The organism is Paenibacillus sp. 32352 (assembly GCF_002042965.1).
GTDB classification, from domain to species: Bacteria; Bacillota; Bacilli; order Paenibacillales; family NBRC-103111; genus Paenibacillus_S; species Paenibacillus_S vulneris.
In genome coordinates this window covers 1-22,192 of record NZ_MZNT01000019.1, presented here as the reverse complement: position 1 = coordinate 22,192, position 22,192 = coordinate 1, and the positions used below count along the sequence as shown (strand labels likewise).

Below are 22,192 nucleotides of genomic sequence, written 5' to 3'. Positions count from 1 at the left end.
CCATTTGCAAACTTGCGCTTTTTATTCCTATTTTACAGCCTACAATAAAAAAAGAAAGCCGTAGTCACACCAAACCGCTTTCTTAAGGAGGTTACCAAGTGAATACGTGGAGTGTTTTGGCGGATAGCCGCCTGCTGCAAATGCATTGGACCGAACAGTTTATTAAGGAATCCCAACTGGCTATAGGGCGGGAGACGATAGCGGAGACGGCGCAGACCGTCCTGTTTTATGCAAGCTTATATCTGGAGTTAGAGGAGCAAAAGGACACTGACTTGCGAGCGAGGGGCCAGTCGTCATGGCTTTCCTCCGAGCAGGAGATTGTGGCCAAAGCGCTGGAGCTCGTACCCGCATCGTACCACGGGCTGCTGCAAATGTGTTCCCTGATCTCTTCCTTAACCGTAGATCTGGAGCTGCAGGATAATGAATTGAAGGCTCTTCGGCTAAAGGCTTCTTCCTTTATCGAGTATGTCGGGGAGAGAGCGCAGCTGGAGCATTGGTTTCATTAAAATACGAAATCGAATGTTAGGGAGGTTAACCGGAACATGATGACGGAGAACCAATCGGTGCATAAACAGGAAATGATAGTTTTGGCGGGAGCGCTGGTTTGCGCCTGGATTCATTACCTGCTTTTTTCCAACAAGGAGTGGGGACTTTCGTATCCGTTGTTTACGCTGTGCTTTTACCTATATTTTTATTGGTCTATCAAGGCTGTACCGGAGAGGGGAGTCCGCAGCTGGCTGCTTCTGCTGCCAATCGGCCTGCTTTCGTTCACGTATGCGGCATTTACCAATGCTTTGTTCACCGTGCTTAATGCGTTGCTGATCCCTTGTCTTATTGTCTTACATACTACATGGCTAGTGCGCAGAAAGGATTCGCGCCGATTGGACATAAGCCTTATAGTGGCTGCGCTTGATCAGATTTTCTTTCAAAGTATGCGGTATGTTCCAATGCCTGTACGATCGGTCGCCCGTATCCTGTCAGGGACTATGAAATGGAGGGGGTCTCAGCAGCTGTGGAAGGTGATGGCCGGCATAGTCGTATCGCTTCCTATTCTGCTGCTGGTCGGGTCCTTGCTGGCGTCCGCCGATACGATGTTCGACCGCTCGCTGTCCAGGCTGCCTGCGCTGTTAGCCGAGATCCGCATCGGTTATTTACTGCGGAATGCCGGCTGGGTTGTCTTTATGACCGTTGCGTTGTTCGCATATGTATGGGGATTGATGCATCCGAGGCCTAAGCTTACAGACATCCAGCGCATGCCTCCGTTAGCGCAGGAAGGGAGTGGGGAAGGCTGGGATCCGGGCCTTCCGGTACCGTATTCCAGACCTATACGAATCGACGGCACTATTATGGCGACCGTCCTGATCATGCTGAATGCGGTGTACATCCTGTTTGCCGTTGTCCAGTTCTCCTATTTCTTTGCCGGGGGCTCGGCCGTGCTTCCGGATGGGGTCACCTATGCGGAATATGCGCGGCGGGGCTTTGCGGAGCTGGTCATTGTAACCGTGATGAATTTGACGCTGCTGATGATAACCCTTCATGCCGTCGATCGAACCATCCGTGCGCTGGACCGGCTGCTCCGCACGCTTCTGGCCATGCTGGTAGGCTGTACGGCCGTAATGCTGTGCTCCGCCTTCTTCCGGCTGTCGATGTACGAGATGGCTTACGGCTATACGGTCACCAGAGTGCTTGTTCATGCCTTTATGCTCTTCCTTGCTGTATTATTCGCTATTGCTCTATACAAGCTGTGGAACGACAGCTTTCGGCTGCTGCAGCCGTATGCCATTGCTGCCATTACAGCTTATACGGTGTTGAATTACATCCAGGTCGATGCGGTTGTAGCTTCGAGCAATCTGCAGCGATTTGAAGCCACGGGCAAAATTGATGTCTCTTATTTGGGCTCGCTAAGCTATGAGGCGGTTCCTTATTTGCTGGAGCTGCAGCGCAGCTATCCGGATATGGAGCAGACGGCCGATGCGTTGGAGGCCATGAAGGAACGATTGCGAAGAGGGGAGCGGAGCTCCTGGGTGGAATTCAACTTCTCCCAACAAAGGGCTGCCGAAGCACTGGCAAGCTGGGAGAAGTCATCGAAGAGGTGATGTCTAACGATCCCGCACGAAACCGGACGAAGCGGAAGCTGACGTCCGGTTCCAAGGCGAATCAGCCGGTCGCTGCGTTTTCCGTATAGCGGCGGATCGCATCCGGGATTTCCGCGAGGGACGACAAGGTCAGGAACGCTCCCTGCGGTTCTGTATCGACCTGCACGTTATTGTAGGCCCATTCTTGAAGTGCAGGCATAAAGATCGCATGAATGCCGTTTTTGAGCGCAGGGGTAATGTCCGTGCGAAGCGAATTGCCGATCATCCAGGTGGCTTTGCGGTCAAGCCGGTTGTTGCGGATAATCGAATCCAGGTACTCGGTCGTTTTATGCCTGGTGATGTGAATGCGGTCGCCAAAAAAACGCTCCAGTCCGGCTTCCGTCACCTTGCGCATCTGTACCTGCGGCACCCCGCCGGTGTACAAGTGAAGCTCGTGCCCTTCTTCGGTTAACTGCGTTAATGTTTCATACATGAAAGGATAGGGCTCAATGTCATGCCCATATACGGACCGTCCGAGCTCCAGCAGCTGCCGCTGCTCCTGCTCGCTCTTGAGTCTTCCTGTCATATCGGAGAAAAACTCGTATGCATCCATAAATGATTGGGGGAAATGATCGGGTGCGAAGCCGGATTGCTCTACGCGCTGCAGATCGATTTCCGCCTGCTTTTGTTTAATTTCCGCGATTGGAATTTGGTAGGTGTGGAACCACATCTCCATCAAGTCGGCAAATTGGTCGACCACCATATCGAAAAATTTGTTGCAGTACAGCAGTGTATCGTCCATATCGAAAAGGATCGTTTGTTTGTTCATAGAAGGGTCTCCGTTTTCCGTGTCAGTAAGTAGGTCGATTCAGGCTCAAGCAATGGGGCATTGAGCCGTACAGCGTTTCGGCCGAAAGATGCCTAAGCTGTCAGTTTGCCCCATTATACCACGGCACAAGGGAAAATCCTATCTTCCGATCCGTCGCTCATTTGGCTTGTGCCCTGGAAGACAGCCCCTTTTTCAATGATCAGCGAGCCGGCCTGGACCGTGCCGATCAGCTTACCCGTCGAGGTAATTCGGACGACCCCCTCTGCCTTTACCGTCCCTTCGAGTCTGCCAGCTATCGTGACGTCCTTCGCGGTAATGTCCGAGCGGACGACGCCTTTTTCCCCGATAACGACTTCACCGGAAATGCGCAGATCGCCTATGACTTCGCCTTCAATGCGAATATCGGCTTCCGACGTGCAGCTTCCTTCCCATAACGTTCCTTCCCCGATTAACGTATCGGTTCCCGCAGCACGGCGCTGCGGCTTTGCTTTGTTTAACATGGCCATCAGTAAGACTCCTCCTTAGGATTCATCCTGGATTATAGTCCAGGCAAGTATGGCTTGGGATCGGTGCTTTTCCCGTTATGAAGTATTTCGTAATGCAGATGGGGGCCGGTACTTCGGCCGGTAGAGCCGAGCTTGCCGATCTGCTGCCCGCGCTCTACGGCATCTCCCTGACGCACCAGCGCTTCGTTCAAATGCATGTACCAGGTGCGCAGTCCGCCGCCATGCTCCAGCACGACATGGTGTCCGTGGAACTTGTCATATCCGACGGTTATGGCAGTTCCCTTCGCGGCAGCGAGGACAGGATCGTTCATTTTACCGGCGATATCGATACCGCGATGAAAGCTCAGCTTGCTTGTAATCGGATCTTTGCGATAGCCGAAAGGAGAGGTGACGGTGCGCGAGACCGTCGGCCATAATCCGGGCGTTCGCAGGGCAAGCTCCCTTTTTTCCAGCAGCGTCTCCTTCGATTGCTTCCAATGCTGCTCCAGCTCGGTCATATCCTGCTGCAGCACGGCGTAGCTCTCGCGGGTTTGCTTTGCGAGTGCCTTCATCTGCTGCGCCGTTACAGGATGGGCCGGCCCGCCCATACCGCCTTGGGCAGCCAAAGCTGCGGCCGCCTTAACAGGGCCTGTGGATACGGGAGCGCCGGAGGGAGCCAGCTTCCTGAGCTCGGTCTCGAGCTGTTTCATTTCCTCCACTTTGGTGCGTACTTCCGATGCCTGTCTGGAAAGCTGAAAAATTTCATTCTGCAGCTGCTCGATCGTTTTGTTCTTATTCGTTAAATCCTGCTCCAACCGGCTGTTATGCGCCTGCTGCCTGGATTCCGTCACTTGGGTTACAGCCATGGAATGGAAATGAATCACATACACATACGATGCGGTACCCACAAACAGCATGACGGCAAGCAAGACGGAGCATAGGACCGCTCGGGATAGTTTGATTCGCTTGACGCTTTCATTCGCCTCCGGAATGATGACGAAGGTCAGCTTGTTTTGAAACCACTTGAACCTCATGATAACTCCTTTCGGTATGTTGCGAATCCCTATGGCATATATTGGTAGAAACTATGCATCCATGGAGGAGGAATTCGCTTGTCCTGGTTGAAAACGAGCCGCATGAATCTCATGGACCGTCTTACCATGCATCTGAAAGCCGAGGTAGCCCTTCAAGCGGAGGGGTTCTCCGGAGAACCGGGCGTGCTGCAAAAGGTAGGCAAACGGTTTATCCGGGTTAACGGACAATACTATGTACCGTCTACGCTGCAAGAGATTGTTCTGCTTCACCCTAACGACAAAGCTCCTGTAAAGGTGGAGGGAGAACCGGCACTTATTCGCACAACCTATGCAGGAAGCTTTCAGGCAAGGCTGGTCCGTAACGGAACGGACTTTATCGAGATTATCGTCTTCAGGGATGGGGAAGAGGAGGACCTTACTCTGCTCATTCCCTTGAACAAAATCATTAGCATCGAAGCGACATAATCACTCACTTCCCCCTCAAATTCTTTGCTGTCTCGCCTGCGTAAGCTCCATATAGGAGCTAATGGCGGCCAGAGTCATGGTGAGCCCATAGATGATGCCGCAAACAACCCCGATCGCTGCGAAATATTCGCTTCCCCAAAGCCCGGTGACAACAGAAACAATACTGGTCGTTAGCAGGATGTTGCTCAAGCGGGACCAAAGATGATAGGAAGGGCCATGCGCGCTCAAAGGAGATGAACCCGGCCGCCTGTTCTGATTCGTCCCCTTCTGGTTGTCGTCCGCACCGGTATGGTTTGCAGAATCCGAATCTCCATTGTCCTGTCTGGCAGGAGAGGGCTGATTCGAGCCGCTGTTTTGGCTGGTCTTGGGGACCGGGAACCTGCGGGACAATAGCAGCAGGAGAAGCAGAGCCAACGGCTGATAGCTTAGAACGATCACGGTGGAGCTGTAGTTCCCGAAGCTGAACACCTCGGTCGTATTCTTAAAGGCAAGCAGCGACGTTAACAAGATAAAATAACCGATCGGTGTATTGATGGTGCTGTAGTCCCTTTGTTTGACGAGACTGGCTAACCCTGTGAGCAAGGCGAGATAAATCAAAATATCCTTGGAGAATAAGATGGGTGCCCAGATGCTCAAAATCAATAGATCCATCCGGTCCAAAAAGTCGGTAATATGAATTTGCTGCACCAGATTATAATTAGGGTAAATCAGATTTCCGCTAATGATTGGACCGAACACCAGCACCTCCATCAGCAGGAAAATGCCGAGAAACAGAGAGGACAAGATGGCGCCGTGCCGAATGGCGGAACGTACCTGCTTGATTTGGCTGATCGCATGAAGGAATGCACCCGCAATGAAAATGTCTCCATACCAGCCAAGAGAGAGCATATTGCCGTAAAAGACATTAAAGAAATCTCCCGCAAGGATCGGCTCGATCAAGGATTTGTCCAATTCATTGGTCAGCATGAGCGGCATCAATAAAATCGTTAAAGCAAATAAAGGGAAGAAAATATCATTGACCCGGCCAATGACTTCAATGCTCGTCCTGCCGAAATACATAATGAGAAGGATCATAATGAACAAGACGACTTCTTCAGGTGTAGTGGGCAGCAGAATCGTGCCCATAAATTTGCTGAACGAACGTACGTCCCGAATCAGCATCAGCCAGAAGTGGACAATGAGAATCAGATTAAAGATTAACCCGACGGCTTTTCCCATCACGATTTTATTGATCTCAAACAGATTTCTGCCCGGAAATCGCTGCGCCAGCTTGCAAAAGGCATAGGCTACCAGCACGATGTAGAGGGTTGGCAGGATATAAGTGAACCAGGCATCCATTCGCGCTACCCTTACGAGATCATGCTGTATGCTGACAAGCCCCCCTCCTGTCAGGAGGGAAGCGATAAGCCAGGACATCTGCCTATAATTGATGATTTGCTTGGAATCCATACCTTCACCTGCTTTGTTATCATAGGTTGCTTCATCGCGGTATTATCGAATATACCCATGGCGATACTTTGTGAATAAAAAAACTGGTCGGCATGGGCAGCGCCACTCCCAGCAGGGTGCATAGGTAGACGGCGGCGGTTACGGCAAAGCTGCAGTGGTAAAACCAGCGAATGGATTTTTTTTGCTTTTTCAACTTGCGAAGATCAAATAAAAAGGTAATCACCATGATCAAGAGAAGGGAACACATAAAAATGTTATTCATTTTGAACGGCTCTCCTTCGTGACGTTTTGGTAGATCAAGCCGGTTTCGATCAGCTTGCTGTTGATGGTAATGTCGAACTCGGCGTCCTTCATAGGCTTTGGCCAGTCCTTTGCATAATGGTTTTTCCATTCGTCAGGGAAGCTCCTCCATACGTAAGTGCCGAATTGAACGGAATCCACACCGTTCTTTATGCATTTCTGAATGACTTTCTCCATCGCCTTTTTCATATAGTCATTCAGCATTCTTTCCACCTTCTCGGCATTGCGCGTCTGACTGAGGTCCATCTGCAATTCGTCCTCCAGCAGAACCGCCTTGGCCTGCGTTTGAATACTGAACCGAAGCCGCTGACCCTGGGTGGAAGGCCGGATTTTTGTTTTGATTTCATACATACGTAAACCGATCCCCCCTTTTTGTTGGGGCGTCGGCGTTAACGTTACCGTAGTCTTGATGGATTCATTCCTCAGCCACGAGAAGCCCTGCGATTCTTCGCCCTCGATCGTATCGATCATCTTGTCGTCCTTGAATTGGGCATATCCCTTCACTTCGATCTCTTTGGATTTTTTGTCGCTCTTCTCGGATTCCTTCGTCACCATATAGACCATGACCGGATCGCTTCCAGGGGCATTCAGGGCTACGCCGACATCCTTCATGTTCATATTGATGACATTGCCGGCCTTCGCAAGCTCCCGGATGACTTCGGAAGGAAACCGCTCGAATTTGGGATTGGCCCGCAGCAGATCATAAGCCTTGCCTTTGGTAGCTATAAGGTAGGACGACATCCGGTTCTCCGAATTGCGCGGGGAAGAATCGAACAGGTCGCGGATGCCTCTCCTGGCGACTTCCTCGCCTATGACCAGCGTTCGGCGGTGGCCGAAGAACATGCGGCGGGACATCCGCTCCTGCAGTCTTGCTTGGGCTTCCCGGAACGTATTGCCGGACTCGGAGTCCAGGTAATAGCTCTTTTCTCCGCCTGTTCCGCCGCCTCCCCCTGTAGCTCCGCCCATTTGGCCCGGAAGCGGGACCATAACGGTAATTCGAATTTTGCCGTCCGGCTCCAGGTCCACAGCGGAGGATAAGACAAAGGCAACGTCATTGATCTCCGTTCGGTCCCAGCAGCCGGGCAGGAGGAGAAGGGAGAGAGCTAGCAGAAAGCAGCGGGCATAGCGCCGTCTCATTATTGAACGTCTCCTTTGTTTTTGTCTTTGTGCTCAATGCTCATCCCCCGTTGTCCGCCTTGCTCTTTAATCTCATTGGCAGCATCGTCTCCCTGCCGGATGGAATCCTTCACGGATAAAAAGGCCGGCCTGTTTTTCATAGCCCACCAAGGGGCGCGGATCATATTATCCTTCAGGTCGTTAGACGAGAGCGGACCATAGGGGGAAAGGTATGGAATCCCGAAAGTCCGCAAATTGGCCATATGACCCAGAATGAGCATGACGCAAACCAGAATGCCGAACAGACCGAAGGTGGCTGCCGCGAACATGATGGGAAAGCGCAGAATCCGAATCGCTATCGCTGCGTTGAAGCGGGGAATGGTAAAGGACGCAATCCCTGTCAGGGATACGACGATAACCATCGGAGCGGATACGATACCCGCCTGAACCGCAGCTTGCCCGATGACCAGAGCTCCCAGGATACTGACGGCGGAGCCGATCGTTTTGGGCAGGCGAATACCGGCTTCCCTGAGCGCCTCGAACACGGCCTCCATAATGAACGCTTCAACCACGGCCGGAAATGGAATAGCTTCCCTTGAGGCAGCGACAGACATAAGAAGCGACGTCGGCAGCAGATCCTGATGGAAGGTGGTGAAGGCCACATATAAGCCTGGGGTCAGCAGCGACAGAATAAGCAGGGAATACCGCAGCCAGCGGATCAAGGTCATGATCTGGAACCGCTCGTAATAATCCTCCGTCGCATGCAGCGCCTCCGAAAATACGAAAGGGACAAGCAGCACGAAGGGAGTTCCGTCGACGATAATGCCTATCCGTCCTTGAAGCAGAGCCGAGGCGACCATATCCGGACGTTCCGTGTACTGCACTTGGGGAAAAGGGGAATAGGCGGAATCCTGAATGAATTCCTCCAGATATCCCGTTTCCAGCACCGCATCGATATCGATCTTCTCCAGCCGGGCTAAGACCTCATCAACCAAACTCGGATCGGCCAGATCCTCCATGTACGTAATAACAATGCTCGTATTGCTCTCGCGACCCAGCGTCATCGGCTTCATTTTTAGTCTTGGCGTTTTGAGCTTCCTGCGGACCATGGAAGTATTCGTGCGCAAATTTTCAACGAAGCCCTCGCGGGGCCCGCGAATGACGGATTCCGTCTCCGGCTCCTGGATAGAGCGCTTTTCCATTCCGCGAATCCCCATCATCAGCGCTTCCTTGTTCCCGTCGACGATGAGACCCGCATCCCCGCCCAATACGGATGTCAGGAGGGTTTTGTATTCGCAGGATTTCTGTACTTGTGTCACCGGCAGAGTCGTTTCAATAATTCGGTCGATTTGCCGTTCCTCGCCCTCCAATATCATGAGAGCTTTCATGGCGTCGTTCGCAAATTCCGTATTGACCATGCCATCTATAAAAAACAAGAGTGCTTTCGCGCTATGCTCAATGTCGAATTCCCTGATAACGAAATCCGAGCAGTCATCAAATAGATGGTTCAAAAAGGCTTTGTTTTCTTCTAATGAAAGAAATACCGGTACCGATTTAAGCTCGTCGATAAACTGATAATCGAAATTTTGCTGCTTTTGACCTTCGGTCTTATCGGCTTTTTTAGTTTTGCTTCTCGATCCCAGCATGACGGCCTCCTTCTTAGTCTTACAGGCATCTTTCGTTTATTTTTCTCAAAAAAGGAATTTTTATTTATGGATTAGGAAAGTTTGCCTTCATTTCTGAATAGCCCCAAAAGGAACGGATTACAATAGTATCGTATTGGATCGTTATGGCTGGCTAACCTAGAGGAGGGAGGGACGGTAACCGTGATATGGTTAGTTGCCGCGCTGCTGCTGTTTATTTTTCAGATCATTACGATTTTGTTCCATGAGTTCCGATATCCGTCCAAGACCGTAGCGTGGCTCGTCATTTTATTTATATTTCCAATTATTGGATTTGTTATGTACTACTTTTTGGCCAAGGAGTATACTCACCGCAAAAAAGCCCGCCGCCGAGGGCTGCGATACATGATGGAACCCCGTCATGAAGGGAGAAGGTATGCATCCGTACAATCCTCAGAGGAAGTGCCTCAGCCGGAAGGGCTATGCAGAGAGCCAAGGCTTCATGCTTTGTTGAATAATATTCCGAGCTCTTCGGTGACCCGTCAAAACGAGGTTAGGGTGCTGACCAACGCGGATATGGCCTATGAAGCGATCCTGCATGCGATCGAGCAAGCGCGTTTGTATGTTCATTTCGAATTTTATACGATTCGTCACGATGAAACCGGGAGAACATTTCAGCAGCTTCTCATTCGCAAAGCGCAGGAGGGCGTAAAGGTCCGGTGCATCTTTGACGGAATCGGCAGCTATCAGCTTGAGAACCGTTTTTTGAACGAGCTGCGCAGCGCGGGGGTGGAGGCCTACATTTTTTTGCCGCCGCTCATCGCGTTCTTCGATAAAAGAATGAATTATCGCAATCATCGCAAAATTGTCGTCGTTGACGGGATTAAAGGGTATCTTGGAGGCATTAACATAGGGAATGAATATTTGGGAGGAAATCCGGATCTCGGGTTTTGGAGAGATACTCACCTGGAGCTGATAGGGGATGCGGTGTATTCGCTGCAGTATACCTTTTTGAACGATTGGCAGTTTGTCAGCGGCAAGCAGCTGACGGATTCGATCCTGTTTCCTGAGCACGATAACACCGGCACGAAGCAGGTACAAATTATCAGCAGCGGTCCGGATGCGCATTGGGATGCCATCTTGGAGATGTACTTTGGAGCCATCACAACGGCCAAGAAACGCATCTTCATTACAACCCCTTATTTTGTTCCCGACCCGAGTATCAGCATGGGACTGAAAACCGCGGCTATCAGCGGCGTGGATGTCAAGATCATTTATCCGTCGCGTCCGGACTCCAAGGTCGTCAACTATGCTTCGCTCTCGTACTTTGAAGAGCTGATGCAGGCCGGGGTCCGCTTCTATTCCTATGAGAAGGGCTTCATGCATGCCAAAGTTATCATCATCGATGATATTTTGGCTTCCGTAGGGACCGCGAATATGGATATGCGCAGCTTCTTCAGCAATTTTGAAATGAACGCGGTGCTGTTCGATAAGGAATCGATTCAGCGTCTCGAGTCGGATTTTCTCCAGGATTTGAAGGACAGCAAGGAGCTGAAGCTCGAGGTGTTCGAGAAGCGGCCGCGGATGCAAAAGGGAAAGGAATTGATCGCGAGACTGCTGTCTCCGCTGTTCTGACGGCTACTTGGATTGGATAAAGGACAGCACTTGATCCAAATTTTGCGGCGGTACCCGCTGGATAAGGTCGCCTTGCTCCTGAAGGCGCTGCTCGATCGTAAGCAAGGTGAACTCGCGGGGATCGCAGCGCCGGGCAACCTCTTCCCAATGAAGCGGAGTAGAGACAGTAGCGTCTCTTCTTGCCCGAGGGGTGTAGGGAGCGGAGAGCGTCTTGCCATACCAATGCTGCAAATAATCAAAGTAGATCAGAGTGCCGCGATCCTTCTTCAATCGTTCGATCGTAAATAAACGGGGATGCTTTTGGACGGCAAACGAAGCGACAAAGAGGCCGATTTTGCGCAGCTGCTCGAAGGTGTATTTGCGTTCAATAGGCACATAGATCTGGACTCCGGTTGCGCCGGAGGTTTTCGGAATGGAACGAATATTCATCTTGTCCAGCGTCTCGCCAACCACTTCCGCCGCCTCCATAATGCGAGGCTCAGGGTCCAAGGTAGGATCGATATCGATCAGCCATTCCTCAGGCATCTGCTCGCCGATTCGATGAAACGATGGATGAAATTCCAGACAGGCCAGGTTGCCAAGCCACATCAGGGTTGGAATGGAGTCGAGATGCACGTAGTTAATGCCGTCGAGCTCCGCTGTTTTGACAAAATGGGGGATGGGCTCGGGGGCGTTTTTTTGATAAAACGATTTATCGGCATAGCCGTTCGGATAACGAATCGTCGTCAAATACCGGTTGCGCGTATACTCCAGCAAATAGGGAGCAAGCTTCAGCAGCTTCTCCAGGTACATGATTTTGGTAATACCCATCTCCGGCCACAGCAGCTTGTTCGGATTCGTAATCGTGATTTCTTCTCCTTCAATGATAACGGTCCCTTTATTCTTGGATGCGGTTGCCATTGGATTTCCCCCTCATAAAGGTATATATAGAGTCTTTAGCTTCGTCAGGAATCAAGGTTTAACCCTATTATGGTCGTCGGGAGGCGAATCCAAACATAAGGGAGGAGGAGGCCCGGCCATGACGAAAAGACCGGGGATCGCTGCGCGGCAATCCATCCGGTCTACGGGTTTACCATCCAATGCTGAGCCCGTCGCTGCGGGGATCGGCGCCTCCATGGAGGAAGCCGTGCTCGTCGATACGTATAGCATGGGCATGTCCCATGGCGGGATCATAATCACGCACTCTGCGGACCTCATGCCCGGCCTTCCCCAGACGCATAGCGACCCCGGAATCGATCCGGCTTTCGAGCTTCAGCTCCTGCGTCGCATGGCCCCAGGTGCGCCCCCATACGAAGCGCGGTGCGCTGACGGCTTCCTGCGGGCTCATTCCGTAGTCGATCATCCGGGTTATGATGGCCGTCTGGGTCTGCGGCTGGCCTTCCCCGCCTTGGGTTCCGTATAGAATGGCCGGCTTTCCGTTCCTGCAGGCCATTGCGGGCATGAGAGTATGGAAGGAGCGCTTGTTGGGCTGCAGGGAGTTGATATGTCCCGGGTCCAGCGAGAAGAACGAGCCGCGGTTTTGCAGTAATATGCCTGTGTCCCCGGCGACGACTCCCGACCCGAATTCAAAGTACAGGCTTTGGATAAAGGAGACGGCATTTCCTTCCTCGTCCACGACGGCGGCATAGGCCGTATCGCTCCCCATAGGCCGGGCTTCTTCGGGAATCATTGCCTGATCCATTGAAATGGCGTCGTATAATCTCTTGGCATAGGCCGGGTCCAGCAGCTCATCAAGCGGGATGCGGCTGAAATCGGGATCGGTCAAGACGGCGTTTCGGTCTACGAAGCTTCTTTTCAAGGCTTCAACCAGCAGGTGGTAATATTCGTAGGAGCCGTGCTCAATCGTTTGCAAATCGCAATGCTCCAGAATGTTCAAGGCCATCAGGCCGACGAAGCCCTGAGAATTCGGCGGAACCTGGTACATGGTGTACCCTCTGTACGTACTTGAGATCGGGGTCACCCAGTTGCCGCGGTGAGCCGCCAAATCCTCCAGAGTCAGCATCCCGCCTTCCTTGGCAAGGAAATCCGCGATAGCATGAGCCAGCTTTCCCGTGTAAAATGCATCCCTTCCGCGGTCCGCAATTTCACGCAGACTGTCGGCCAGACGGCTTTGAACAAAGCGTTCTCCCGGCAAAGGGACTCGCTGGTTAGGAGTATAAATATCGGACGTATAAGGCATTCCTGCGAGCAGCTCAAAATTGTTCAGAGTATGCTCGTACTGGTCCTTCGTCATCGGAAAGCCTTCGGCGGCATAGGCGATAGCAGGCTCAAGCACCTCCGATAGGGATAGCCTTCCGTGTTCGCGGAGGATTGCATCCCAGCTGTCCACCATGCCGGGGACCGTGATAGCGCTGCGGATGCCCCGATAAGGAATGCTCGTCTCGCCCGCATACGACGACAGGCTGACGTTAAAGCCCGAGCGGCCGCTGCCATTATAGGCTTTTACCATTTGCTCCCGGCTGTTGTAGCATAACCAGAAGGAATCGCCGCCGATTCCTGTCATATGAGGGTAGACTACAGCCAGGCAAGCGCTAATGGCGACCGCGGCGTCATAGGCGTTACCTCCCTGCTGAAGCATACGGCTGCCCGCCATAGATGCTAAATAATGGGGGCTTACCACCATGGTTTTGGTTCCAACGACAGTTGGGTTCATAAGGATCAATCTCCTTTACAGTAGAATGAGTGCTGTTTGATGCAAGGGGAAGGATTATGTATTCAATCGGTTTTGCAACCCGTAATAAGTTATGTTAAACATTAACATAATTCATATTTAACGGACAACAATATTTTTCGTTTTGAAGGTTATTTTGTTTACAGTACATCGTATGATAGATATAATTGGATTTATTCTTGCGTTTCGTTATTGAATTTGTTCATTAATATTTCGAAATGAAAGTGGTGAATTTAATGGATCAGCAGCACGCTCCTACCGTCGTTGAACTGGACGAATATGACCGCAAAATATTAGAAGCGCTTCACGATAACGGAAGAATATCTTATACCGATTTGGGTCGGGACATCGGTCTTTCCCGGGTTGCCGTGCAAGCGAGGATCAGCTCGCTAATGGAGCAGGGAGTGATTGAGAAGTTTACGGCTGTGATCAACCCGGGAAGAATCGGCATGAGTGTATCCGCCTTTTTCAATGTGGATATTGAGCCTCAGCATTTACAGGAGGTCGCCGAAAAGCTGTCCCAGGAAACGGAGGTCACGAGCTTGTACCATATGACCGGACCGAGCAAGCTGCATATGCACGGGCTATTTAAGGATTTTCAGCAGATGGAGTCTTTCCTTGTGGAGAAGCTGTATACGATGCCGGGGATCATGAGCGTAGACTGCCAAATGCTGATCAAACGGTATAAAAGCCGGATGGGAATGAAGCTTTAAGCTATTGGGGAAAGAGGAGAAACAAAGCTATGTGGACAACATTATGGAACCTGTTTATCGCCTTCGGGAGAGCAACGATGCTTGGGTACGGCGGAGGACCGTCGATTATTCCTTTGTATCAGAATGAAGTAGTACGAATGGGGTGGATGAGTCCGGAGGAATTCGGGAATGCCTTGGCCTTCGGCAACGCCTTGCCCGGACCGATCGCTACGAAGCTCGCAGCCTATATCGGATATAAAATAGCAGGCTGGCTGGGCGCATTCGTGGCGCTCTCCGCTGTTGTCATGCCGACGGCACTGCTGATGGTGGCGTTAGTAGGCGTGATGATGAAGCTGCAAAACAACCCCATCATACGGGGCATGATCAAGGGAGTGCAGCCGGTCATTTTCGTCATGATGGCGATGCTTGCCTTCGATTTTGCCAAATATGTATTCAAGCCTAGTGAGGATGTCATCAGCTTCCTGCCTTTCCTGCTGGGTGCAGGCTACTTCATCATGGTTCAATATTTGAACATCAATGCGGCTTGGGGAATCGTGGCCTCCCTGGTTATAGGGGCGATCTTTTTCAGGGGCTAGGCCGCAGGAGCAAGGATCGAGCCGATAACGGAATGATCCGGACAAGGTTTGCCCATACTTGGAATAACCAGTTTATCCGGAGGTAGCTATGCGACTAGAACCGATTATTCCTTTCGAGCCGATCACAACCGATAAGCTCCCAACGGGAGATGAATGGATCGCCCAGGTCAAATGGGACGGTGTCCGCATGCTCGCTTATTATGACGGAGCCGAGACGAAATTGGTCAATCGCAGGCTTCATGAAAGGACCATGCAGTACCCCGAGCTGCTTGATATTAAGGCATACTGCTCGGCGGAATCGGTCATACTGGACGGGGAGATCGTAGCTCTGGAAGGAATGAAGCCGTCGTTTCACCAGGTCATGAAGCGCGACGGCCTGCGCAGCCAGCAGAAGGTCCGCATGGTGCAGCCCCATATTCCGATTGTGTATATGATATTTGATATTTTGTTCGTGAACGGGGAATGGGTGACCGGGCAAAGCCTGCACCAGCGCCAGCGGCTGCTGGAGCAGTACGTACATCCTGTACCTCAAGTACAACTAGTGCCGAGCTATAAGGAAATCAGCGGACTGTATGAGGTCGTCAAACAGCATCAGCTTGAGGGCATTGTATGTAAGGATTTGAACAGCAATTATGCCATCCGCGGGAAAGACAAGCGCTGGGTGAAGAAGAAGCTGTTCCAGGATACGATTGCCGTTGTTGGCGGAGTCACTTATAGAGCCGGCACGGTGAATGCACTTCTGCTCGGGCTATACGATAAGGAAGGAAGGCTCTGGTACATCGGCCATGCAGGCGCGGGCAAAATGACGGTGCAGGATTGGAGAGATGTAACGGAGAAAGCGGAGAAGCTCCGTGTTCCAAGCAAGACGTTCGTGAATAATCCGGAACGAAGCAAGGATGCCGTCTGGATGGAACCGGTGCTTACCGTGAAGGTGCATTTTATGGAATGGACCCATAACGGGACGCTGCGGCAGCCAAGCATACAATCGTTTGTCGATGTGTCCCCTAAGGATTGCAAGCTGGAGGAATAGAACAAAGCCGACATTCGGTGCAGCTGCGGAGTGTCGGCTTTTTGCTGCTCAGTGAGCCAAAATATTCACGCTATAGAATCAGGAGATAGCACATCTTAATCGATTGATTAAGAAACTGTCTCTTCCTTGACCTTCTTCTTTGCTTTCGGCTTTTTTTCCTTTGCCGCAGGGGGAGCGTCCGTCTCAGGCACCGGCTTCATAGCATCCAGGCTGGCCTGCAGCGCCGACATCAGATCAATAACATTTGTTTTATGAGGCTCTGGAGCCACGCTGACCTGCTGGCCGTTGACTTTTTGCTCGATAGCGCGAAGAACGGCTTCACGGTAATCGTCTTTGTACTTCTCCGGTTCAAAAGGAGTCGACAACTGTTCGATCAGCATTTTGGCCATTTGCAGCTCTTTGTCGTTCACATTGATTTGTTCGGGCAGGTTCGGAACCTGATCGATCGACCGGATTTCATCAGGGAAAAAGATCGTCTCCATAGCAATACAGTTATCGATCACACGTATAGCGGCCAGGCTGCTTTTCGAACGGATGGACACTTTGGCGATGCCGATTTTGCCGCTCTGTCTCATCGCTTCCAGCAGAAGGTTATAAGCGTTGCCGCCGGTTTCGTTCGGGGCCAGGTAGTACGTTTTTTGAAAATAAATCGGATCGATATCGGTCAGCTGAACAAAATCAAGAATCTTGATTTCCTTGGTCACCTCGCCGTTCAGCTTCTCCAGCTCGTCCTTCTCGAATAAGACGAAGGCTCCCGGCTCGTACTCGTAGCCTCTCGCGATTTCCTCCCATTGCACCTCGCGCTCGCAGGTCATGCATTTCCTTACAAAGTTGAGCGGCGTCGTACACTCCTTATGAATGTAGCGCATGGAGATATCCTTGTCCTCCGTTGCAGAAAACATTTTGACCGGGACGTGCACCAGGCCGAAGCTGATGGCTCCTTTCCATACCGTATGCATCTTTTTCCCTCCTTAAAATGATAGGCTATACCAAATAAACTGGTTGCAAATTCCAATCCGTGTCCTCTAATTGACAGTATCCCCAAATTGGCAATTTTATATGAATGAACGGGGCAATTGTAGGGACATGCTACAAATAAGCCGAAATGGCAAACATCACTGCCGACAAAGGAGGAGCCCATTTATGGAGAATAACAAGAGCCCGTTAGCGGGAGATGCCGCTCAGGAGCAAGGTGCGACCGCGTCCAACGAACCGGAAAGTTCGAGCACAACCGATGCGCTTCACCAAGGCCGGGATGATTATTTTATGGATATTGACCGTATGGTCAATGAAGGCTTGGGCGGCGGCTACGTCAGCTTAAAAAACGGCTTGATCGAAGAATCCACTACCGATACGATGGATCACCCGGAGTCGGTGCTGCACGAGGAATAATTAGAGCCGTTGCGGAAGGAAGATCCGCTTTAAGCTCCATCTCTGCCGACAAATGATTATAGACCCGAGGGGGTGTAATTCTGGATGAAACTGTATCGTGCTCAAGAAATATTAAAGTCCGAAGAAAAAATCGATGTCGAGCTGAACGGAATCTCCGTCTGGATTGACAGTGTAGACCCTGAAAAGGAAACGGCCAAGGTTCATGTAGAGCTCCAACCTGCGGATTCCCGTGTTGTTCCGGTTGATCAGCTTCAAGAAGTTCAATAAAGCTAGTCCCTGCCTCCAAGTGCTCTTGTGCTTGGGGGCTGTTTTTTTGATAGGGTACATGCAAAGATATATTCGTCAAAAATGGATTCCCTTCATTCGATCAACCAGCCAAGAAGAGGCGATACGTTGAATTCCTATGTTCGGGGTATGCATAGAGGCCTATATTGCTACGTATAGGGGAGAGGGCTATAATAGGGAGAATACGGTACGGAGGCGGTCTTGGATTGAGTTCTTTGGACGAATTTGCACTAATTCACAGATTGACGCAGGGCAAGCAGTCACCTGCCTTTCAACAGGCCGGCGGCGTAGAGATCGGGATTGGGGACGACGCGGCGGTAGCCCATCTAACTCCCGGATGCCAGCTTGTTATGACCTGCGATACGATGACGGAGGAAATCCACTTTAAGCAGATTACCATGCGCAACCAGGATATCGGTTACAAGGCGATGGCGGCGGCCGTAAGCGATATTGCCGCGATGGGCGCGATGCCCCGGTATGCTTTGGTCGCGGTAAGCTTTCCTAAGGAGACGTCGCAAGCTCGCATAGAGGAGATCTATGAAGGATTGTACGAATGTGCGAATCGTTGGAATGTCGTCATCGTGGGAGGAGATACTACGTCCTCTATTGGAGGGATTACCGTGTCGGTAACCGTCCTGGGCGAGGTAGAGACCGGCAAAGCCTTGCTGCGATCCTCCGCGAAGCCCGGGGATGTGCTCTTCATTACAGGAGAGCTGGGGCGGTCAGCGGCGGGTCTGGATTTTCTGCTCACGCAGAGCATTCCTGCGAAGCAGTGGGAGGAAAGACTGGATTGGAGGAACCGGCAATCGCTTATCCAGGCTCATTGCAGACCGGATCCCCAGATAGAAGCGGGACGGCTGCTGCAGCAATCCGGCGTGTGCCATGCGTTGAATGATGTCAGCGACGGCTTGGCCAGCGAAGCGTGGGAAATTGCCGAAGCTTCCAATGCAGGGATCGATCTTATCGAAGATCGGATTCCAATAAACGGCGAGCTTATGGACTATGCTCTTCAGGCGGGCAAGGATCCTCTAGACTTCATCTTGTTCGGAGGCGAGGATTACCAGCTTGTAGGTACCATGCCGGCGGAACATGCCGCGGCGATGCAGATGAAATTTAAAGAGGCGGGTCTCGAGCTTTTTATTATCGGATATGTGAACGGCGAAACGAAGGGAGTCCGTCTTGTGCAAAGCAGCGGGTCCGTTCTGCCTATTGAGAAAAAAGGGTATAATCATTTTTGAAGGGGTGGAATCCAGTGACCGAATCGGCCTCCTACATATTTCATTCGGATAATTTGGACCGGACCGCGCACCTTGCGGCGAGCCTTGCCCGCTATTTTGAGCCGGGCACCGTCATTACGCTGGACGGAGACCTCGGTGCGGGGAAAACGGCGTTTTCCCAGGCGGTGGCCAGAGCAATAGGGGTTCAGCATATAGTGAATAGTCCTACATTTACTATTATTAAAGAATATGAAGGGAATCATCTCCCTTTTTATCATATGGATGTGTACCGCTTATCTCAGGAGGAGGCGGATGAACTCGGCTTGGACGAGTACTTTTACGGGGAGGGCGTCACTTTAGTGGAGTGGTCTTCGCTTATTATTGATTTGTTGCCCCCGGATAGACTCTCCATATCGATTGAGCATGCCGGAGAGACGGAACGGGTGTTCCGGTTAATCCCCCATGGGCAGCCTTATGTACGGTGGTGCACAGAATTAAAGGAGAACGGAACGTTGCTATGACGAATACAATGAATGCTTTACAAGGCACCTTGCTTGCCGTTGATACGTCAACCAGCTCGATGTCGCTTGCTCTTGTACGCGGGAATGAGCTGCTGGGCGAAATCAATTCCAAGGCGGAGCGGAATCACTCCATACATTTGCTCCCGCAAATTCAGCAGCTCTTGACCTCAGCAGGCTTGTCGGCCAAAGAGCTGGATGCATTCGGAGTCGGCGTTGGTCCCGGTTCTTATACCGGCGTGAGGATCGGCGTGACAGCGGCCAAAACCTTTGCCTGGACGCACGGCATGGCGCTGCTGGCGGTTTCCAGCCTGGAGACCATGGCGCTGGGCGCGGCAGAAGCTTATTTAACTGGCGGGATCGCCGGTGCGGATGGTAATGAGCCTATTCTCAGCGCTCTGGAAACAGTCAGGAATCAGGGGAAAACGGTATGGGTTGTTCCTATGATTGAGGCGCGGCGCGGACAAGCTTTTACAGGCTTGTACCAGGCATCGGGACAAGGATGGAGCTGCCTCGAATCCGACAGCATCCGTTTAATGTCCGCATGGACGGAACAGCTGCTTGAGAGGGCGCTATCCAGTCAGGAAACCAAACCGGATTGTATTGTTTTTGCCGGGGAGACGAAGCTGCACGAGGAAACGCTGCAGCGTTTTTTTGCCGGATGGCAGGGAGAGTCGGCCGAGCTTCCACATGAGATCCGAGCGCGGCATCTAGCGGAGCTGGCAAGGGCGCGATGGGCGGAAGGACGCACAGAGGCGCCGCATGGGCTTGTACCCAACTATACGCAGCTGCCTGAAGCAGAAGTCAAATTAATGGCTCAAAAATCGTAAGGGAGGCTTCACGGATTGGATCGACAAGAGCACAGAGATGAAGCCACGAATCATTTGGAGTTCCGCTCCATGCAAATGGATGATATTCCAGCCATATGCGAAATAGAGCAGGAGGCGTTCACGACGCCCTGGACGGCGGGAGCATTTCAGAATGAGCTGACAAACAATCAGTTTGCCCGTTACATGGTTATGGAATGCGACGGCGAGATTGCAGGCTATGGCGGGATGTGGCTTATTATGGAGGAGGCCCATGTAACGAACGTAGCGGTCAGGAAAAAATACCGCGGCCAAAAGCTCGGAGAACGGCTGATGCGCGAGCTGCAAAAAACCGCCAGCTTCTTCGGCGCTGTCCGCATGACATTGGAGGTGCGCCCTTCGAATCAGGTCGCTATCAACCTGTATGAAAAGCTGGGCTTTTATTCTGTAGGCTTAAGGCGAGGCTATTATACGGATAATAGGGAAGATGCGATGATTATGTGGGCCGATCTGCCGAAATATCATCATAATTTGAATGAATTAACAGGGGATTTGTCATGAAAATAAATGATTCGTTGGAGCAGGGCGAACAACTCTCCCAACAGAAACCGACTTATATATTGGCGATTGAAACCAGCTGCGACGAGACCTCGGTGGCTATCGTTCAGGACGGGACTGCCATTTTGTCCAACGTAGTATCCAGTCAGATCGAAACGCATAAGCGATTCGGAGGGGTTGTTCCTGAGGTCGCGTCCAGACAGCATGTCGAGAACATCACCTGGATCATAGAGCAGGCGTTCGAGGAGGCGAAGCTTCGACCGTCCGATTTGTCAGCGATTGCCGTCACCCAAGGACCGGGCATGGTCGGCGCCCTGCTGGTCGGGCTCGTGGCCGCCAAGTCCTTGGCCTGCGCCTTGGAGCTTCCTTTGATCGGCGTTCATCATATCGCCGGACATATTTATGCCAACCAGCTCGTTCATGAGCTGCAGTATCCGTTCGTTACTCTTGTTGTATCCGGCGGGCATACGGAGCTGGTATACGTAGAATCCGAGGGCCATTTTCGCATTATCGGCCAAACCCGGGACGATGCCGCCGGCGAAGCTTACGACAAGGTAGCGCGCGCTCTTAAGCTGCCCTACCCTGGCGGGCCTCATATCGACCGGCTGGCCCATGAAGGAGAAGAGGCGGTGCCTCTTCCGCGCGCCTGGCTGGAGCCGGATTCGTACGATTTCAGCTTCAGCGGGCTGAAATCGGCTGTGTTGGCCGTGCTGAACCAGGCCAACATGAAGGGCCAGCAGCTTGCGCCGCAAGCTGTAGCGAAGGGCTTCCAGGACTCGGTTATCGATGTCCTGGTGGAGAAATCGATCCGCGCCGTCCAGGCCTACGGCGCGAAGCAGCTGCTGTTGGCGGGCGGGGTCGCCGCCAACAAGGGACTCCGGCAGCGCCTCGCCGAGCGCTGCGCAGAGATAGGCGTGCCGCTGCTGGCGCCTCCTATGAGTCTCTGCACCGACAACGCCGCGATGATCGCGGCCGCCGCTTTCCTGAAGTGGCGGCGGGGACAATTCTCGGCCTTGGATATTACGGCCGATCCTATGCTTAAGCTGGAGGAATGGTCTGTATAGAATGCATCCGCCGAGTCTGGTTGACTTGGCGGATGCATTTGTTTGTATCCAAAACTCACAGCTGGGATAAATTTCAAAACAAATTAAGCTTGCAATTGCCGCCGGAATTTGATACATTACTACTTGTCGCTTTTGAGACAAGCACTTTTGAAGAATTAACTAAATAAATTCCAAAAAAAGTACTTGCAATGAAGTAGACGAATGTGATATATTAATCAGGTCGCTTTTGACGGATGTCGAAAACGAACGAAGATTGTCCTTTGAAAACTGAACAACGAGTGAATGTTTGAACAGAGAATGAAAATTCTCGCTAGCATTGAATTTTGAGCTTAAGACAAGCTCTATTATAGATC

The 22,192-nt window shown here is 51.7% G+C and carries 24 protein-coding genes; 14 read left to right on the top strand and 10 right to left on the bottom strand.

The genetic code is table 11. From position 1 onward, the window contains the following. The first annotated feature begins 98 nt into the window (after nt 1-98). On the top strand, nt 99-506 hold the full coding sequence (locus B1728_RS32040; protein WP_079914508.1) for a hypothetical protein: 408 nt from the start codon (nt 99-101) through the stop codon (nt 504-506). A gap of 36 nt (nt 507-542) precedes the next feature. Continuing rightward, nucleotides 543-2,096 carry a DUF4153 domain-containing protein gene (locus B1728_RS32035; protein WP_079914507.1) on the top strand — a complete coding sequence of 518 codons (1,554 nt, stop codon included), beginning with the start codon at nt 543-545 and terminating at the stop codon, nt 2,094-2,096. A 61-nt stretch (nt 2,097-2,157) separates the two neighbouring features. Here the strand turns inward: B1728_RS32035 and B1728_RS32030 are convergent, their stop codons facing one another. The 3 genes from B1728_RS32030 to B1728_RS32020 all read right to left on the bottom strand — a co-directional run bounded on the left by B1728_RS32030 (nt 2,158) and on the right by B1728_RS32020 (nt 4,423). After that, entirely contained in the window at nt 2,158-2,904 is a 747-nt protein-coding gene (locus tag B1728_RS32030; protein WP_079914506.1) for an HAD family hydrolase, read from the bottom strand. Nucleotides 2,905-3,017: 113 nt separating this feature from the next. Then, nucleotides 3,018-3,410 (bottom strand): bactofilin family protein, encoded by a 393-nt coding sequence (locus tag B1728_RS32025; RefSeq protein WP_079914505.1) that lies wholly within the window; start codon nt 3,408-3,410, stop codon nt 3,018-3,020. A gap of 32 nt (nt 3,411-3,442) precedes the next feature. After that, the gene (locus tag B1728_RS32020; protein WP_079914504.1) at nt 3,443-4,423 is read right to left on the bottom strand and encodes a M23 family metallopeptidase; all 981 of its coding nucleotides are present in this window, start codon (nt 4,421-4,423) and stop codon (nt 3,443-3,445) included. A gap of 78 nt (nt 4,424-4,501) precedes the next feature. Between B1728_RS32020 and B1728_RS32015 the strand changes: the two genes are divergently transcribed. Then, complete coding sequence (locus B1728_RS32015; RefSeq protein WP_256865602.1) at nt 4,502-4,888, top strand: hypothetical protein; 387 nt, start codon at nt 4,502-4,504, stop codon at nt 4,886-4,888. A 15-nt stretch (nt 4,889-4,903) separates the two neighbouring features. Here the strand turns inward: B1728_RS32015 and B1728_RS32010 are convergent, their stop codons facing one another. The 4 genes from B1728_RS32010 to B1728_RS31995 are packed head-to-tail and all read right to left on the bottom strand — an operon-like array spanning nt 4,904 to nt 9,399. Further along, a complete protein-coding gene (locus B1728_RS32010; RefSeq protein WP_079914503.1) occupies nt 4,904-6,337 on the bottom strand; it encodes a GerAB/ArcD/ProY family transporter in 1,434 nt (477 codons plus the stop codon). A 31-nt stretch (nt 6,338-6,368) separates the two neighbouring features. Continuing rightward, nucleotides 6,369-6,599: a hypothetical protein gene (locus tag B1728_RS32005; protein ID WP_079914502.1), complete on the bottom strand. Its 231-nt coding sequence runs from the start codon at nt 6,597-6,599 to the stop codon at nt 6,369-6,371. Beyond that, entirely contained in the window at nt 6,596-7,774 is a 1,179-nt protein-coding gene (locus B1728_RS32000) for a Ger(x)C family spore germination protein (protein ID WP_079914501.1), read from the bottom strand. Before B1728_RS32000 ends, B1728_RS32005 begins: the two co-directional genes overlap by 4 nt. Then, nucleotides 7,774-9,399, bottom strand: a complete 1,626-nt coding sequence (locus B1728_RS31995) for a spore germination protein (RefSeq protein WP_079914500.1) — start codon at nt 9,397-9,399, stop codon at nt 7,774-7,776. The genes B1728_RS32000 and B1728_RS31995 overlap by 1 nt, the downstream gene beginning before the upstream one ends. 180 nt (nt 9,400-9,579) lie before the next feature. On the opposite strand from B1728_RS31995, the gene cls reads away from it, so the two are divergent. Continuing rightward, nucleotides 9,580-11,010, top strand: a complete 1,431-nt coding sequence (gene cls / locus B1728_RS31990) for a cardiolipin synthase (protein ID WP_079914499.1) — start codon at nt 9,580-9,582, stop codon at nt 11,008-11,010. Between the two features lie 3 nt (nt 11,011-11,013). Here the strand turns inward: cls and ligD are convergent, their stop codons facing one another. Together ligD and ggt are read right to left on the bottom strand one after the other, a co-directional pair. Further along, the gene (ligD, locus tag B1728_RS31985) at nt 11,014-11,910 is read right to left on the bottom strand and encodes a non-homologous end-joining DNA ligase (protein ID WP_079914498.1); all 897 of its coding nucleotides are present in this window, start codon (nt 11,908-11,910) and stop codon (nt 11,014-11,016) included. Between the two features lie 169 nt (nt 11,911-12,079). After that, nucleotides 12,080-13,663 carry a gamma-glutamyltransferase gene (gene ggt, locus B1728_RS31980; RefSeq protein WP_079914497.1) on the bottom strand — a complete coding sequence of 528 codons (1,584 nt, stop codon included), beginning with the start codon at nt 13,661-13,663 and terminating at the stop codon, nt 12,080-12,082. 254 nt (nt 13,664-13,917) lie between these two features. Between ggt and chrS the strand changes: the two genes are divergently transcribed. From chrS to B1728_RS31965, 3 genes are all read left to right on the top strand, one after another. Continuing rightward, nucleotides 13,918-14,394, top strand: coding sequence for a chromate efflux transcriptional regulator ChrS (gene chrS / locus B1728_RS31975; RefSeq protein WP_079914496.1), 477 nt, complete (start codon nt 13,918-13,920; stop codon nt 14,392-14,394). Nucleotides 14,395-14,423: 29 nt separating this feature from the next. Further along, nucleotides 14,424-14,969: a chromate transporter gene (locus tag B1728_RS31970; protein ID WP_079914495.1), complete on the top strand. Its 546-nt coding sequence runs from the start codon at nt 14,424-14,426 to the stop codon at nt 14,967-14,969. Nucleotides 14,970-15,057: 88 nt separating this feature from the next. Beyond that, on the top strand, nt 15,058-15,999 hold the full coding sequence (locus B1728_RS31965; RefSeq protein ID WP_079914494.1) for an ATP-dependent DNA ligase: 942 nt from the start codon (nt 15,058-15,060) through the stop codon (nt 15,997-15,999). A 107-nt stretch (nt 16,000-16,106) separates the two neighbouring features. Here the strand turns inward: B1728_RS31965 and ku are convergent, their stop codons facing one another. Continuing rightward, nucleotides 16,107-16,958: a non-homologous end joining protein Ku gene (gene ku, locus B1728_RS31960; protein WP_079914493.1), complete on the bottom strand. Its 852-nt coding sequence runs from the start codon at nt 16,956-16,958 to the stop codon at nt 16,107-16,109. A gap of 184 nt (nt 16,959-17,142) precedes the next feature. Here ku and B1728_RS31955 point away from each other — a divergent pair, with 184 nt between their 5' ends. The 7 genes from B1728_RS31955 (at nt 17,143) to tsaD (ending at nt 21,839) form a co-directional block, all read left to right on the top strand. Next, nucleotides 17,143-17,391, top strand: coding sequence for a hypothetical protein (locus B1728_RS31955; protein ID WP_079914492.1), 249 nt, complete (start codon nt 17,143-17,145; stop codon nt 17,389-17,391). An 84-nt stretch (nt 17,392-17,475) separates the two neighbouring features. Beyond that, complete coding sequence (locus B1728_RS31950) at nt 17,476-17,658, top strand: H-type small acid-soluble spore protein (protein ID WP_079914491.1); 183 nt, start codon at nt 17,476-17,478, stop codon at nt 17,656-17,658. A gap of 224 nt (nt 17,659-17,882) precedes the next feature. Beyond that, complete coding sequence (thiL, locus tag B1728_RS31945) at nt 17,883-18,914, top strand: thiamine-phosphate kinase (RefSeq protein ID WP_079914490.1); 1,032 nt, start codon at nt 17,883-17,885, stop codon at nt 18,912-18,914. Between the two features lie 14 nt (nt 18,915-18,928). Continuing rightward, on the top strand, nt 18,929-19,414 hold the full coding sequence (tsaE, locus tag B1728_RS31940; RefSeq protein WP_079914489.1) for a tRNA (adenosine(37)-N6)-threonylcarbamoyltransferase complex ATPase subunit type 1 TsaE: 486 nt from the start codon (nt 18,929-18,931) through the stop codon (nt 19,412-19,414). After that, nucleotides 19,411-20,241: a tRNA (adenosine(37)-N6)-threonylcarbamoyltransferase complex dimerization subunit type 1 TsaB gene (gene tsaB / locus B1728_RS31935; protein ID WP_079914488.1), complete on the top strand. Its 831-nt coding sequence runs from the start codon at nt 19,411-19,413 to the stop codon at nt 20,239-20,241. Before tsaE ends, tsaB begins: the two co-directional genes overlap by 4 nt. 15 nt (nt 20,242-20,256) lie before the next feature. Beyond that, nucleotides 20,257-20,778 carry a ribosomal protein S18-alanine N-acetyltransferase gene (gene rimI, locus B1728_RS31930; protein WP_377740855.1) on the top strand — a complete coding sequence of 174 codons (522 nt, stop codon included), beginning with the start codon at nt 20,257-20,259 and terminating at the stop codon, nt 20,776-20,778. Beyond that, nucleotides 20,775-21,839, top strand: coding sequence for a tRNA (adenosine(37)-N6)-threonylcarbamoyltransferase complex transferase subunit TsaD (gene tsaD / locus B1728_RS31925; RefSeq protein ID WP_079914487.1), 1,065 nt, complete (start codon nt 20,775-20,777; stop codon nt 21,837-21,839). The genes rimI and tsaD overlap by 4 nt, the downstream gene beginning before the upstream one ends. The last annotated feature ends 353 nt before the right edge of the window (nt 21,840-22,192 follow it).

Excerpts from the sequence above, each read along its gene's own strand:
- B1728_RS32035 (WP_079914507.1), top strand. The coding sequence starts at position 543 with ATGATGACGGAGAACCAATCGGTGCATAAACAGGAAATGATAGTTTTG.
- B1728_RS32030 (WP_079914506.1), bottom strand. The coding sequence starts at position 2,904 with ATGAACAAACAAACGATCCTTTTCGATATGGACGATACACTGCTGTAC.
- B1728_RS32025 (WP_079914505.1), bottom strand. The coding sequence starts at position 3,410 with ATGGCCATGTTAAACAAAGCAAAGCCGCAGCGCCGTGCTGCGGGAACC.
- B1728_RS32020 (WP_079914504.1), bottom strand. The coding sequence starts at position 4,423 with ATGAGGTTCAAGTGGTTTCAAAACAAGCTGACCTTCGTCATCATTCCG.
- B1728_RS32010 (WP_079914503.1), bottom strand. The coding sequence starts at position 6,337 with ATGGATTCCAAGCAAATCATCAATTATAGGCAGATGTCCTGGCTTATC.
- B1728_RS32005 (WP_079914502.1), bottom strand. The coding sequence starts at position 6,599 with ATGAATAACATTTTTATGTGTTCCCTTCTCTTGATCATGGTGATTACC.
- B1728_RS32000 (WP_079914501.1), bottom strand. The coding sequence starts at position 7,774 with ATGAGACGGCGCTATGCCCGCTGCTTTCTGCTAGCTCTCTCCCTTCTC.
- B1728_RS31995 (WP_079914500.1), bottom strand. The coding sequence starts at position 9,399 with ATGCTGGGATCGAGAAGCAAAACTAAAAAAGCCGATAAGACCGAAGGT.
- ligD (WP_079914498.1), bottom strand. The coding sequence starts at position 11,910 with ATGGCAACCGCATCCAAGAATAAAGGGACCGTTATCATTGAAGGAGAA.
- ggt (WP_079914497.1), bottom strand. The coding sequence starts at position 13,663 with ATGAACCCAACTGTCGTTGGAACCAAAACCATGGTGGTAAGCCCCCAT.
- chrS (WP_079914496.1), top strand. The coding sequence starts at position 13,918 with ATGGATCAGCAGCACGCTCCTACCGTCGTTGAACTGGACGAATATGAC.
- B1728_RS31970 (WP_079914495.1), top strand. The coding sequence starts at position 14,424 with ATGTGGACAACATTATGGAACCTGTTTATCGCCTTCGGGAGAGCAACG.
- B1728_RS31965 (WP_079914494.1), top strand. The coding sequence starts at position 15,058 with ATGCGACTAGAACCGATTATTCCTTTCGAGCCGATCACAACCGATAAG.
- ku (WP_079914493.1), bottom strand. The coding sequence starts at position 16,958 with ATGCATACGGTATGGAAAGGAGCCATCAGCTTCGGCCTGGTGCACGTC.
- B1728_RS31955 (WP_079914492.1), top strand. The coding sequence starts at position 17,143 with ATGGAGAATAACAAGAGCCCGTTAGCGGGAGATGCCGCTCAGGAGCAA.
- B1728_RS31950 (WP_079914491.1), top strand. The coding sequence starts at position 17,476 with ATGAAACTGTATCGTGCTCAAGAAATATTAAAGTCCGAAGAAAAAATC.
- tsaB (WP_079914488.1), top strand. The coding sequence starts at position 19,411 with ATGACGAATACAATGAATGCTTTACAAGGCACCTTGCTTGCCGTTGAT.
- tsaD (WP_079914487.1), top strand. The coding sequence starts at position 20,775 with ATGAAAATAAATGATTCGTTGGAGCAGGGCGAACAACTCTCCCAACAG.